Raw genomic sequence first — 13,642 nt, 5'->3', positions numbered from 1 at the left:
GACTTCTGGGAGAGCCATGCATCGTGGTGGGAATGTTATAACATTGCACATCGCCTCCATTGCCCTGCGTTCCGGATTCCTAGCATGAAAGTTTCCCCACTCGCCCTTGGCCTCAGTTTCGCGTTGTATGCCTTTGCCGGTTACGCCGCCCCAGTCAATCAGGTGTCCGCCGCTGTTGCTCCGACCGCCAGCACGGGCGACCAGGGCGATGCGGATTCCGATCAAGGCTCGCGCAACCGCCGCGCGACCAAGGCAAAGCAGCTCGGCGCAGTGAACGTGACCGCGGCGCTGGACGTGGCGCGCAACAGCCTGTCGCCGGATACAGGCAGCAGCGAGTACGTGATCAATGCGCAGAACATCCAGGCTCTGCCGCTGGGCGCGTCCACTCCGCTGAACCAGGTGCTGCTGCAGGCGCCCGGCGTGGTGCAGGATTCCTACGGCCAATTGCATGTGCGCGGCGATCACGCCAACCTGCAGTACCGCATCAACGGCGTCATGCTGCCGGAATCGATCGCGGGCTTTGGCCAGGCACTGGATTCGCGCATGATCCAGAGCGTGAAGCTGCTCGACGGAGCCCTGCCGGCGCAGTACGGCGAGCGCACGGCGGCGGTGGTGGATGTCACTACCAAGAGCGGCGTGGAACTGGGCAACGGCGGCGTGGTTGGTATTACCGGGGGTTCATTCGGCACGGTCAATCCGTATGTCTCGTTGTGGGGCAGCAGCGGCAATTGGAGTTACTTCTTCACCGGCAATTACCTGGAAAACAACGTCGGCATCGAAAACCCGACGCGCAGCCGCGATCCGATTCACGACCACACCAACCAGCTGAAGGGCTTCGGTGATGTCAGCTATCTGATCAACAACGACACGCGCCTGAGCTTTCTGTTCGGTGTCACCAACAACCGCTTCCAGATTCCGGACAACCCGAGCCAGACTGCAAATTTCGGCTATCTGAACCAGACGGCCTTTGACTCCACCCAGTTGAACGAGCGCCAGAACGAGCAGACACGCTTCGGCTTGCTGGCACTGCAGGGCAAGCTCGGCGATACCGCCTACCAGGTGTCGATCGGCCAGCGTTACAGCGGCTTGCAGTACCGCCCCGATGACATCGGCGACCTGATGTTCAATGGCGTGGCGGGTCGGATCAACCAGACCGACCGCGCATCGACGCTGCAGGCGGACTTCGCTACGCCGTGGGGCGGTTCGCACACCTTGCGCTACGGCGTCTATTACGAATTCGATCGCGCCATGACCAACACCAATTCGCTGGTGTTCCCGACCAATCCGGATGGCAGCCAGGCCAGCACGGTGCCGTTCAATATCTTTACCGGCGACCGCATTCTGGCCAAGACCGCCGCGATCTATGTGCAGGACGAGTGGGATATCAGCGATGCTTTAACGCTCAACTACGGCTTGCGAGGCGATCGCTACACGGCCTTCCGTGAGGAAAGCCAGCTGAGTCCGCGCGTCGGGCTGGTATGGCAGGCTACCGACAGCACTGCCGTGCACGCGGGCTACTCGCGCTACTTCACTCCGCCGCAGACCGAGCTGATCTCCAGCAAGAACATCGACGCGTTCGCCAACACCACCAACGCGGTGAAAAACTACGGCAACAATACGCCGCTGACCGAACGTTCCGACTATTTTGACGTGGGTGTGCAGCAAAACATCGGTTCGGACTGGACGCTGGGATTGGATGGCTACTACCGCAAGGTGCAGCGCCTGCAGGATCTTGGCCAGTTCGGCGCTGCGCTGGTGTATTCCAATTTCAACTACAGGTACGGCCGCGTGCGCGGCACGGAATTGACGGTTTCGTACAACCATGGCCCGCTGTCCGCGTATTTCAATGCCGCGTACAGCCGCGCAATGGGCAAGGACGTGATGACCGGCCAGTACAACTTCGGCGTGGATGAGCTGGACTATATTTCCAGCCATTACATTCATCTCGATCACGATCAGAAGCTGGCTTCATCCGGCGGCGCCACCTACGCCATCACCGATAGCACCAAGGTGGGCGCCGATTACCTGTTCGGCAGCGGTTTGCGTCAGGCTGGCCTGGTCCCGAACGGGCGTTCGCTGCCGTATTACTTCCAGCTCAACTTCAACGTGTCGCACGACTTGAATTTCGACCGTATCGGTAAGGTGCACGCGCAGCTGGCACTGATCAATGCACTGGACCGCTCCTACCGGCTGCGCAGCGGTACCGGCATTGGCGTGGGTGCGCCGCAGTACGGGCCGCGGCGCGGGGTGTTCCTGACGCTGGAGAAGCCCTTCAGTTTCTGATGCTTTGCTCCCTCCCCTACGTGTAGTAGGGGAGGGTTGGGGTGGGGTGAAGCAACCTCGCGGTGAACTCAAGCACGGTGGCAAGCTCGTGCCCCCCCCAGCCCTCCCCTGCCACGCAGCGGAGGGGGGCGTCATTCAGTGCGCTGCTGGTTGGCTGCCATCCTTGCGCAGTGCCAGGCCTTTCAGGATGTTCAAGGCTTGCGAGAGGGCATAGTCGCTGGTGGCGAGCTTGGCATTCTCCGCGCTGCCGTCGTTGTTGATGCCGTCACCCCCATTCGCCGCGACTTCGTTCGCCAGATGGTGCGGCAGGTCGGCCTCGGAGCTGATCGGCACCTGCGAGTCATCCACCTTGGTCACCGCAAGGTCGGCCAGGGCGATGTCCGGCTTGATGCCTTCGGCCTGGATCGAAGTGCCGTTCGGGGTGTAGTAGCGCGCGGTGGTCAGTTTCACCGCGTGATCGGAATCGAGCGGCAGCACCGTCTGCACCACGCCTTTGCCGAAAGTGCGACGGCCGACGATCAGGGCGCGATGATTGTCCTTGAGCGCACCGGAGACGATTTCCGCGGCTGACGCCGTGCCGTTGTCGGTCAGCAGCACCATCGGCGCGCCGTTCAACAGATCGCCCGGATGCGCACTGAAAGTGAGATTGGAATCGGGCAGGCGGCCACGTGTGGTGACGATGGTGCCCGTATCTAGGAAGTCGTCGCTTACCGATACCGCCGCCGTCAGCAGGCCGCCGGGATTGGAACGCAAGTCGAGAATCGCACCCTTCTGCGCACCGTTCTTCTGGACCAGAGCGCCGAGCTTCTTCTCCAGGTCGCTGGCGGTGTCGTCCTGGAATTGGCTGATGCGGATGTACACGTAGCCGGGTTCGAGTTCCCGCACCTTCACGCTGGTCATCGAGATACGCTCGCGGGTGAGCGTCATGCTCACCGGCTGCTCAGCCTTTTCATGCAGGATGCCCAGCGTGATCTTGGTGCCGGGGCTGCCACGCAGGGCGTCGAACATGCTGTCGATGTTATCCGGCGTGATCACCTTGCCGTTCACGGCGGTGATTACGTCGCCCGCCTTGATGCCGGCACGCGAGGCCGGCGTGTCGTCGATCGGCGAGACGATCTTCAGCAGGCCATTGTCCTGCATCACCTCGATGCCGAGGCCGCCGTACTGCCCAGTGGTGTCTTCGTTGAGTTCCTGCAGGCCCGACTTGTCGAGGTAGGCGCTGTGCGGATCGAGGCCGGCCAGCATGCCCTTGATCGCATCGCCCATCAGGGTCTTGTTGTCGACCTTTTCGACATAGGCCTGGCGAATGATCTGGTACACATGGGCGAAGTTGCGGACGTCATCCATGTTGACCTGATCCGCCGGCGCCGCACTGCTTGCCGCCTTCGCCGGAGCGGCCGAGCTTGCAGCCGACGCCACTTCGGGCGCCGCCTGCGCGTGCAGCAAGGGCGTCGCCAGCAGCAGGGCGAGCAGACATGGGTGGGGGAAACGCATGGGGCAAAACTCCATAAGAAAGGATGTGACGGCTTCGTTCAAGACCGCGTGGAGCCGTCGGAAATTCAAGCCAAGGATACGCTGAACCCGGCGACCAATATTTTTACTCGCTCTCGCTGCGGGCTTGTGAAAAAAACCTGAGACTGCGGGAGTTGAATGCGCCAAATAACTCTACCATCGCCTCGGCCAGCTCCCTCCCCTACGTGCAGTAGGGGAGGGTTGGGGTGGGGTGAAGCAACCTCGCGACGAATTGAATTCATGCCGCAAGCTCGTGCAACCCCACCCCAACCCTCCCCTGCCAAGCAGGAGGGAGTAGATCTCACAGCCATGAACATCAGCGGTGCTGGCTCAACCAGGTCCGTGGATCCACCGGCTTGCCGTTCTGGCGCAGTTCGAAATACACCCCGGTGCTGTCGCCGGTACTGAGCATGGCGGTGCCCAATGCTTCGCCGGCGTCGACATCCTCGCCCACCCCGTGCAGCAGGGTTTCATTGTTGCCGTACATGCTGAGCCAGCCGTTGCCATGGCTCAGGATGATCAGTTGACCGTAGCCGCGCAGGAAGTGCGCATACACCACCCTTCCGCGCGCCACCGCGTGAACTTCGGCGCCGCGCTGTGCCGCGATCAACACACCGTTGCCGAAGGTGTGTACCGAGCCGGGGGCCGGCCAGGGCAGGCTGCCGCGGATATTGGCCATGGCCTTGCCGCCCCCGCTCGGTACGGTGGGGTTGGCGCGGGCCTTGCGCTCCGCTTCGCGGGTGGCTTCGTCGATCGCCTTTTGCAGTTTCGTCAGCAGGTCATTCAACGACTGCTCGTTCTGCTTCATCCCCGCCAGTTTCTGCGCCTCGCTCTTGTACTGGGCGTCGATCTGGCTGGCCAGCTGTTGCTGCTGCTTGCGTTCTTGCTGAAGGGCATCGGCTTGCTGCTGGCGCTGCGTGCGGGAGGCTTGCAGGGCCTGCTGCTCGGCGGTGATCTGGTTTTCCAGCTCCTGCAGTTTGGCCAGCTCGGTCATCAACTGCTGCACTTTTTGCACGCGGTCCTGCTGGAAGTACTGCGAGTAGGCCAGAGAGCGGGCGATGCGGGCGATGTCCTCGTCGCCCAGTAGCAGGCGCAAGTCGGAACCGTGGCCGACGGCGTAGGTGGCGCGCAGCAAATCGGCGATCGCGGCGCGCTGATTGCCCAGGCTCTGGTTGAGTGCCGATCGTTGCGTTTGCAACTGATCGAGCTGCTGCTGCTTGGCGGCGATCTGCGCATCGGTATCGCGCACCGCCTTGGCGGCGCCGGCGACGGCGTCGGATTGCTTGGCCAGCGAGGCATTCACGCTGTCGCGCTTGGCGGCGGTGTCGGCCTGCTCCTTGGCCAGGGCCTGCATCCTGGCGCGCAGGTCGGTCAGCTGCTGCTTGGCCTGGGCCTGTTCGGCTTCGGCCTTGCTGTCCTGCGCGGCGGTGGCCGTGCCGGGAAAGCTGCTAGAAAGGGCGAGGGCGGTGGCGAGGAAAGAAAAAAGCAGCGGACGGGAGGCGCGGATGAGTATGGGCATGCGCGGATTATCTACGAGCTGGGCTGTTCCCGCGAGACACCACAAACGGCGCGCCCATGCGCCTTGGCGGACGCCCGCCCGGAACTGGTCTGTTAGCGCGCGCTGTTACGCCTGAGGATGGTTTTTCATTTGGACGTCTAGCCGGCTTTGACGCGACGCACAAGTTGTGCTTAAAGTCGGGCTGCAAGCCTTTTTCGCAAGCGCTTGCCGCTGATCGCAAGCGGCAGGCTTTTTGCGCCCTAGCGAGCCGGGAGGAACTTCAGACATGTCGGTGGCACCGCGGTTGTACGACCCTAGTTTTGAACACGACAGCTGCGGTTTTGGTCTGGTTGCCCAGATCGATGGCCGTGCCAGCAAATGGGTGGTCGATACGGCATTCGCGGCATTGGCCAAACTTTCCCATCGCGGCGGCGTGAATGCCGACGGGGTCACCGGCGACGGTTGCGGCGTGCTGATCCACCATCCGCATTCGTGGCTGCGGACGCTGGCCGTGCAGGCGGGCATCCCTCTCGGCGAGCGCTTTGCCGCCGGCCTGGTATTCCTTGAATCGGCCGACAGCGAGGCCGCCAAGACGCTGCAACGTCATCTATCGCAAGAGCGCCTGCAGGTGGCCGGCTGGCGCGATGTGGCCGTGAACGCGGAAGCTTGCGGCCCGATTGCTGCCGCGGCCCGGCCGGTGGTGCGGCAGATCTTCGTCAATGCCGCGGACGACATGGACGATGCCAGCTTCGAACGCGCGCTGTTCCGCGCGCGCCGCCGTGCCGAGCATGCATTGGCCGACGACGGACAGTTCTATGTGGTGTCGCTTTCCTCGCAGGTGATCGGCTACAAGGCGATGGCCGCGCCGGGACGCCTGCGCGACGTGTTCGACGATCTGCGCCATCCTGCACTGGCCGCCGACGCCGTTGTCTTCCATCAACGCTTCTCCACCAATACCACGCCGCAGTGGCGCCTGGCGCAGCCGTTCCGCCTGCTGGCGCACAACGGCGAGATCAACACCATCCGCGCCAATCGCCGCTGGATGCAGACGCGCGCACAGGTGTGGCGTTCGCCGCAGGTGGATCTCTCCGACATCGGTCCGTTCGTGCGCCAGAGCGGTTCGGATTCGGAAAGCCTCGACAATGCGCTGGAACTGCTGCTGTCCGGCGGACTGGACATGCTCGCCGCCATGCGCGTGCTGGTGCCGCCGGCCTTCGCCGCGCGCGAAGGCATCGACGAAGACCTGGCCGCCTTCTACGAGTACTACGCGCTGCATAGCGAACCTTGGGACGGCCCCGCTGGGTTGGTGATGTGCGATGGCCGCTACGCGGTGTGCACGCTCGACCGCAATGGCCTGCGTCCGGCGCGCTGGGCTTTATCGGACGACAACCATCTGATCGTCGCCTCCGAAGCCGGCCTGTGGGACGTGCCCAGCTCACGCGTGATCGCCAAGGGGCGCCTGGCGCCGGGCGAAATGATCGCGGTGGATTTCCGGGCTCATCGCCTGCTGCGCGACGCGGACATCGACGAAATCAACCGCAAGCGGGCGCCGTACCGGGATTGGCTGCGCGCGGGTGTCAGCTATCTGGAATCGGATCTGATCGATCCGTCGCTGGCCGCCGAGCCGCTGCCGGCGGACGAATTGCGCTGTTACCAGAAGCTGTACGGCCTTTCGCGCGAAGAGCGCGAGACCGTATTGAAAGTGATTGCAGAGCTGGAAGCGGAGGCGACCGGTTCGATGGGCGACGATACGCCCATCGCGGCGATGTCCCGACAACTGCGTCCGTTGTTCGACCGTTTCCGCCAGGCCTTTGCGCAGGTGACCAATCCGCCGATCGATCCGCTGCGCGAAAAGCTGGTGATGTCGCTGGTGACCCAGATCGGTCCCGAAGGCAACGTGTTCGAACTAAAGCCCGAGAACGCCAAGCAGATCCTGATCAACTCGCCGGTGCTTTCGCAGCGCAAGCTGCGCCAGCTGCTTGCGATGCCGCAATACGCCAAAGCCCCGCGCTTCGATCTGATGCATGCGCCCGAAGAAGGGTTGGAAGCGGCCTTGCGCCGCCTGTGTCGCGAAGTGGCGCAGGCGGTACGCGACGGATGCGCGCTGGTCTTCCTCAGTGATCGCTATCCGCAGCGCGACCTGCTGCCGATCCATTCATTGTTGGCGACCGGCGCGGTGCACGCGCACCTCGTCGACGAAGGCCTGCGCTGCCATTGCAACATCATTGTGGAAACCGCCACGCCGCGCGACCCGCACCAATTCGCCTGCCTGATCGGCTACGGCGCCACCGCGATCTATCCGTGGCTGGCGTACCAGAGCCTGTTCGAGCTGGGCCGCGAAGGCCATATCGAAGGCGATCGGCTGGAGATCGGCCGCAGCTATCGCCGTGGCATCCGCAAGGGCCTGCTGAAGATCCTGTCGAAGATGGGCATCTCGACGGTTGCCGGCTATCGCGGTGCGCAGCTGTTCGAGATCGTGGGTCTCGCGCCGGAGGTGGTGGAGCTGTGCTTCCCGGGAACGCCCTCGCGCATCGGTGGCGCGGGCTTCGCCGACCTGGAGCACGAACAGCGCCTGCTGGCAGCGGAAGCCTGGAACCAGGCGCAATCGCTACGTGCCGGAGGGCTGTATAAATACGTGCACGGCGGTGAGTACCACATGTACAACCCCGACGTGATCGCCAGCCTGCAAAAGGCGGTACGCACCGGCAATGCGCGCGACTACCGCGAGTATGCGGACTATGTCGATCACCGTCCGCCGGCCGCATTGCGCGACCTGCTGGGCTTGAAGGCAGCGCAGTCGCCGATTCCGTTGGAGCAGGTCGAACCGGTCGATGCGATCCTCAAGCGCTTCGACTCCGCCGGCATGTCCTTGGGTGCGCTGTCGCCGGAGGCGCATGAAGCGCTGGCGATCGCCATGAACCGGCTGGGAGCGCGCAGCAACTCCGGCGAAGGTGGCGAAGATCCTGCGCGTTACGGTACGGAGCGCGCCTCGAAGATCAAACAGGTAGCCTCCGGCCGCTTCGGCGTCACTCCCGCCTACTTGGTCAATGCCGAAGTGCTGCAGATCAAGATCGCGCAAGGCGCCAAGCCCGGCGAAGGTGGTCAGCTGCCCGGCCACAAGGTGGACGCCACCATCGCCCGCCTACGCTATGCCAAGCCCGGCATCGGCCTGATTTCGCCGCCGCCGCATCACGACATCTACTCCATCGAGGATCTGGCCGAGCTGATCCACGACCTGAAGGAGGTGAATCCGGACGCGCTGATTTCAGTGAAGCTGGTCTCGCATGCCGGCGTGGGCACGGTCGCCGCGGGCGTGGTGAAAGCCGGTGCCGACTTGATCACCGTCAGCGGCCACGATGGCGGCACCGGCGCGAGCCCGCTCACCTCCATCAAGTATGCCGGCACGCCGTGGGAGCTTGGGCTGGCCGAAACGCAACAGACCTTGCGTCGCAATGATCTGCGTGGCCGCGTACGCCTGCAGACCGACGGCGGCTTGAAGACCGGCCTGGACGTGGTGAAGGCAGCGCTGCTGGGTGCGGAAAGCTTCGGTTTCGGCACCGGCCCGATGGTGGCGCTGGGCTGCAAGTACTTGCGCATCTGCCACTTGAACAATTGCGCCACGGGCGTGGCCACGCAGCACCCGGTGCTGCGCAAGGATCACTTCATCGGCCTGCCCGAGATGGTGATGAACTATTTCAGCTTCATTGCCCAGGACGTGCGCGCGCATCTGGCGCGACTTGGCGTGCGTTCGCTGGGCGAGATCGTCGGCCGCACCGATCTGCTTGAGCAGTTGGAAGGTGTCACGCCGGTGCAACACAAGCTCGATCTCTCGCCGCTGATCGATGGCGCCGGCTTGAGCGCAAGCAGCGAATTCGCCTGCACGCTGCCCCGCAACCCGATGCGCGACGAAGCCGAGCTTGCTGCGCGCATCACTGCCGACACCGCCGCAGCGGTGGCCAACCAGAGCGGCGGGACCTTCTCCTATCGCATCGCAAACACCGATCGCGCGATCGGCGCGCGCTTGTCGGGCGAGGTGGCGCGCCGTCATGGCGATCACGGCATGGACGGTCACCCGATCGAACTGAAACTGGAAGGTGCGGCCGGCCAGAGCCTGGGCGCGTGGAATGCCGGCGGGGTGCACATCGAGCTGGTCGGCGAAGCCAACGATGGCGTCGGCAAGGGCATGGCCGGTGGCCGCATCGTGGTTCGTCCGCCAGCGGATGCGCCCTATGCCAGCCAGGACGCGGCGATCATCGGCAATACCTGCCTGTATGGCGCCACCGATGGCGAGCTATATGCAGCCGGCCGCGCCGGCGAGCGTTTCGCGGTGCGCAATTCCGGTGCGATGGCGGTGGTGGAAGGCGCAGGCGACCACTGCTGCGAATACATGACCGGCGGCGTGGTCGCCGTGCTCGGCAAGGTCGGCCTCAACTTCGGTGCCGGCATGACCGGCGGCTTCGCCTACGTGCTCGACATCGAGCGTGACTTCGTCGACTGCTACAACCACGAGCTGGTCGACATCCTGCGTATTTCACCCGAGGGGATGGAAAATTACATGCAGCACCTGCGGAAACTGGTGACCCGCCACGTCGAATTGACCGGCAGCGAATGGGGCCGGCAGATTCTGCGTGATTTCCGCGGCCTGCAATACAAATTCTGGCTGGTGAAACCGAAAGCCGCGAGCCTCGCCGTGCTGGCCGAAGAACTGCGGAGGGCGGCATGAGCGCAAAGCTGTTCCAATTCCTCGAAGTACCCCGACAGCCGCCGCGCACCGTCCCCGTGGCTGTGCGCGTGCTGGGTTACGGTGAAATCGGTGGCGACTTCGCGTCGCCGCAGGCGGCAAGCCAGGCGGAGCGTTGCATCGATTGCGGCAACCCGTATTGCGAACATGCTTGCCCGGTGCACAACTACATTCCCAACTGGCTGAAGCTGGTGCAGCAGGGCCGCATCCTGGAAGCGGCAACGCTGATGCATGAAACCAACCCGCTGCCGGAAATCTGCGGACGTGTGTGTCCGCAGGACCGCCTGTGCGAAGGTGCCTGCACGCTGGAGCAGACCGAATTCGGCGCGGTGACGATCGGCAGCATCGAGCGCTGGGTAACCGACGAGGCCTTGCGCCAGGGCTGGCGCCCGGATCTTTCCAAGGTGCGCGAGACCGGCCATCGCGTAGCGGTGATTGGCGCAGGTCCTGCCGGCCTGGCTTGTGCTGATCGCCTGCGTCGCGAAGGCATTGCGGTGGATGTCTACGATCGGCAGCGTGAGATCGGTGGCCTGCTCACTTTCGGCATTCCGCCGTTCAAGCTGGACAAGGGCGTGGTGCGCACGCGACGCGAGGTACTCGAAGGCATGGGCGTGCGTTTCCTGCTTGGCAGGGAAATCGGCCGCGACGTGGAATTCGGCGCCCTGCTGGAGGAATACGATGCAGTCTTCGTCGGCACCGGTGCCTACACCTTTGTGGATGGCGAACTGCCCGGACGCGAATTGCTGGGCGTACACGACGCCTTACCGTTCCTGATCGCCAATACCGAGCGTTTGCTGCGCGATGAACCGGCTTCCGTGTTCGACTTCCAGGACAAGCATGTGGTGGTGCTGGGAGGTGGCGATACTGGCATGGACTGCAACCGCACTGCGATTCGTCTTGGCGCGGCGTCCGTGACCTGCGTATATCGTCGCGACGAAGCCAGCATGCCCGGTTCCGCACGCGAGGTGAATTACAGCCGAGAAGAAGGCGTCAGCTTCCTGTTCCAGCGCCAGCCGGTGGCCATCCTCGGCAATGGCAACGGCCAAGTGCGCAGCGTGCGCGTAGTGGAAACACAACTGGTCGATAGCGGCGACGGACGTCCGCGTCCGCAGAACATTCCCGGTACCGAAACGGAGATCGCCGCGGACGTGGTGATCCAGTCGTTCGGTTTCCTGCCGAGTCCGCCGAACTGGCTGGCGTCGCATGGGGTGGAACTGGCGCGCTCCGGCAAAGTGCTGACCGGCGCGCATGGCCGGCTGCCGCATCAGACCAGCCACCCGAAGATCTTTGCCGGCGGCGACAACGTACGTGGTGCGGACCTGGTTGTGCGCGCGGTGTATGACGGCCGTGAAGCCGGCAGGAGCATCGCCAGCATGCTGGTCAGCACAACAGCAAAAGAGATGGCAGTGGGCTAGTAGGCTGGGATGCCAATCCCAGCATTGCCACGCGAGCAAGGTGGCTAGGCCGGACGCTTACCGTCAATCACGATCTTTGTGCAGCGTTTAGGCGTCGCTAGGTGACGGGACCCGCTCAAATATGAGTCTAGCAATCGCTCCATTGGTGTCAGTCCGTGGATGCATGGACACAGTCCAGCCATAGAGATCGCATAACCGGCGCACAATGGCGAGACCCAGGCCAGCACCACTACCACCAACACCTTCACCACGCACACCACGTTGAAATAGTCGCTGAGCATCTTCAGGTTTAATTCCAGGCCCCGTGTCGATTACCTCAACACTCTTATCACCCACATCGATTTGAACCTTACCTGCAAGGGTGTACTTAATCGCGTTGCCAATCAAATTGGTCAATGCGACCGAAACGACCGCCGCCGGCGCATTGACGGTGAGCACTTTGCTACCAATAATCCGCAACTCAACTTCGATTGATTTTCCACGCATCTGGGGACGTTGACTTTCGATGACGTCTGCCGCCACTTTGGCGACATCGGAAATTTCGCCTCTAGTCGGGCCTCGGCGTTCAGCACGCGCCAGAAGAAGAAGTGCCTCAATCAACTCAGTGGCTTGACGCGACGCCCTTTCTATACGCTTAACTCGCTCCCGAAGCTTTTCCGTCATATCGGGTGAGTCGAGGAGTAGCTCCGTAGTGCTGGCTATCACTGCCAACGGTGTACGTAATTCGTGGCTCACGTCCGAATTGAATTCGCGCTCGCGCTCTGCCATGGCGCTGAGCTGTGCAGCATACTCATCCAGCGCCATTGCCAACTCACCAACTTCATCATCTGAATAATGCGTAGCTAGTGGCTCGCTTTTACCAGCTTTACGGGAATCGCTAAGACGTACGGCCAATTGACTCAATGGCTTCAGAACCTTGCGCGATAGCCGTACTCCAAGTGCAAACGAAAGCAAAGTAAAAAGCACGACGGTCACAGTCAACGCAAAAATCAATTGCTTATCGCCTAAGTCCTCACGCGACACATCGTAGCGAAGGAAGCCTATGACATCCTTTTTGCGTTGAACTGCCAATTTGTAGTGTCGTTGTTTACCGTCATCGCCAAATTCTGTAATGTCGTGAATTCCGGGTTCTAAGTTTTGCCATGCCATCGGCATCTTATAGAGGGTGCTATTACTCTTAATCCACGCCTCCATCAGCTGCGAGTGCGCTGGCTCATCTGGATGATCGATGGCGTGCGTCACAGCCTGATTCACATCCTGTTGCAACGAAGCTGAGACCAGTTGGTCTTCGACCCGTGAACGAATATCAAACGACGCTATGGCAAAAAGCGTCGTCAGACCAAAGCCAAATAGCAAAAAACTTAGAATAAGGCGAAAACGTAACTTGCGTCTGGGATAAATTGGCTTCACGGATTTCTGGGCACCCAAGAGTTGGGGATGAAGAATGCGGATTCGAAGCCCCCTTACCTGTGGTAGGGGTGCGTCACCAATGATGTAAATTCGCCCTGACAGGCATCCGCGAAGGGAACAACGGCGGAGGCACGTCAATCGCGAATATCCCTTTTATCCCTATGCGACACATCATCCTCCGATTGACGTGTCGCGTTAGGGCTATGCGTGCGCAGACGAACTACCCGTCTTGCTCAGCCATCAGCATGTCATCGCCGTGGCGGCGAAGAAAATACAAAGCGGCATACAGGCCATCGACCTGAGTGGGTGAGAGCGGCCATTGTCCGGGCTCGGGCGCACTATCGGCAGCTTTTGCGCGATGGAAGCCTTCGCTGTTTTTCAGTAGGTTTCGGATGACATGAATGGCCAGGCTAGTGCCGGCGAGCTTCATCAGGTAGGTGTATCGCTCGCCTCTTTGTGGGTCTTTGGGGTGCCGTGAGGGTTCACCGAGCCAGAAGGGTTCAGATGGGTGCGTGCGTGCCGTATTATTTCTGGAGACCATGATCAAGTGTCCTTTGATTGTGGTTTAGCGGGTCGTGGGAGCCTCTAACTCTCACGATCCGCGCTACTCCTGGCATTGCTGCAAGGGCCACTCACGCGGGGTAATTGCCGGTTGCGGTTGATTGCGTGGGTGACGAGCCCACGCTAACAAATCTGCTCTGCTGATGATGTAGGGGAATGTTGGTTTGTGTGTGCGGCTTGGCATATGCATCAACGGGCGATATTCAGCGTTTTGCCAATCTC

Annotated in this window: 7 protein-coding genes; 3 read left to right on the top strand and 4 right to left on the bottom strand. The window is 62.1% G+C overall.

What is annotated here, in order from left to right; all coding sequences use genetic code 11:
• Positions 1-84 precede the first annotated feature (84 nt).
• Positions 85-2,283, top strand: a complete 2,199-nt coding sequence (locus EKH80_RS20730) for a TonB-dependent receptor (protein ID WP_126686707.1) — start codon at positions 85-87, stop codon at positions 2,281-2,283.
• Positions 2,284-2,418: 135 nt separating this feature from the next.
• Here the strand turns inward: EKH80_RS20730 and EKH80_RS20725 are convergent, their stop codons facing one another.
• Positions 2,419-3,777 (bottom strand): S41 family peptidase, encoded by a 1,359-nt coding sequence (locus tag EKH80_RS20725; RefSeq protein WP_126686706.1) that lies wholly within the window; start codon positions 3,775-3,777, stop codon positions 2,419-2,421.
• Between the two features lie 334 nt (positions 3,778-4,111).
• Positions 4,112-5,314 carry a murein hydrolase activator EnvC family protein gene (locus tag EKH80_RS20720; protein WP_126686705.1) on the bottom strand — a complete coding sequence of 401 codons (1,203 nt, stop codon included), beginning with the start codon at positions 5,312-5,314 and terminating at the stop codon, positions 4,112-4,114.
• Between the two features lie 265 nt (positions 5,315-5,579).
• On the opposite strand from EKH80_RS20720, the gene gltB reads away from it, so the two are divergent.
• Both gltB and EKH80_RS20710 read left to right on the top strand, forming a co-directional pair.
• Positions 5,580-10,016 (top strand): glutamate synthase large subunit, encoded by a 4,437-nt coding sequence (gltB, locus tag EKH80_RS20715; protein ID WP_126686704.1) that lies wholly within the window; start codon positions 5,580-5,582, stop codon positions 10,014-10,016.
• A complete protein-coding gene (locus EKH80_RS20710) occupies positions 10,013-11,449 on the top strand; it encodes an FAD-dependent oxidoreductase (RefSeq protein ID WP_126686703.1) in 1,437 nt (478 codons plus the stop codon). The genes gltB and EKH80_RS20710 overlap by 4 nt, the downstream gene beginning before the upstream one ends.
• Positions 11,450-11,536: 87 nt before the next feature.
• On the opposite strand, the gene EKH80_RS20705 is transcribed toward EKH80_RS20710, so the two are convergent.
• Together EKH80_RS20705 and EKH80_RS20700 are read right to left on the bottom strand one after the other, a co-directional pair.
• Positions 11,537-12,850: a sensor histidine kinase gene (locus EKH80_RS20705; RefSeq protein ID WP_126686727.1), complete on the bottom strand. Its 1,314-nt coding sequence runs from the start codon at positions 12,848-12,850 to the stop codon at positions 11,537-11,539.
• 229 nt (positions 12,851-13,079) lie between these two features.
• Positions 13,080-13,400 carry a hypothetical protein gene (locus EKH80_RS20700; RefSeq protein ID WP_126686702.1) on the bottom strand — a complete coding sequence of 107 codons (321 nt, stop codon included), beginning with the start codon at positions 13,398-13,400 and terminating at the stop codon, positions 13,080-13,082.
• Positions 13,401-13,642: the final 242 nt, after the last annotated feature.

Origin of the sequence: Dyella choica (genome assembly GCF_003977665.1) — a bacterium.
GTDB lineage: Bacteria > Pseudomonadota > Gammaproteobacteria > Xanthomonadales > Rhodanobacteraceae > Dyella_B > Dyella_B choica.
Note: the sequence above shows the minus strand (reverse complement) of the source record. Positions and strands in the feature narration are given on the sequence as shown.

Excerpts from the sequence above, each read along its gene's own strand:
- gltB (WP_126686704.1), top strand. The coding sequence starts at position 5,580 with ATGTCGGTGGCACCGCGGTTGTACGACCCTAGTTTTGAACACGACAGC.
- EKH80_RS20730 (WP_126686707.1), top strand. The coding sequence starts at position 85 with ATGAAAGTTTCCCCACTCGCCCTTGGCCTCAGTTTCGCGTTGTATGCC.
- EKH80_RS20700 (WP_126686702.1), bottom strand. The coding sequence starts at position 13,400 with ATGGTCTCCAGAAATAATACGGCACGCACGCACCCATCTGAACCCTTC.
- EKH80_RS20720 (WP_126686705.1), bottom strand. The coding sequence starts at position 5,314 with ATGCCCATACTCATCCGCGCCTCCCGTCCGCTGCTTTTTTCTTTCCTC.
- EKH80_RS20725 (WP_126686706.1), bottom strand. The coding sequence starts at position 3,777 with ATGCGTTTCCCCCACCCATGTCTGCTCGCCCTGCTGCTGGCGACGCCC.
- EKH80_RS20710 (WP_126686703.1), top strand. The coding sequence starts at position 10,013 with ATGAGCGCAAAGCTGTTCCAATTCCTCGAAGTACCCCGACAGCCGCCG.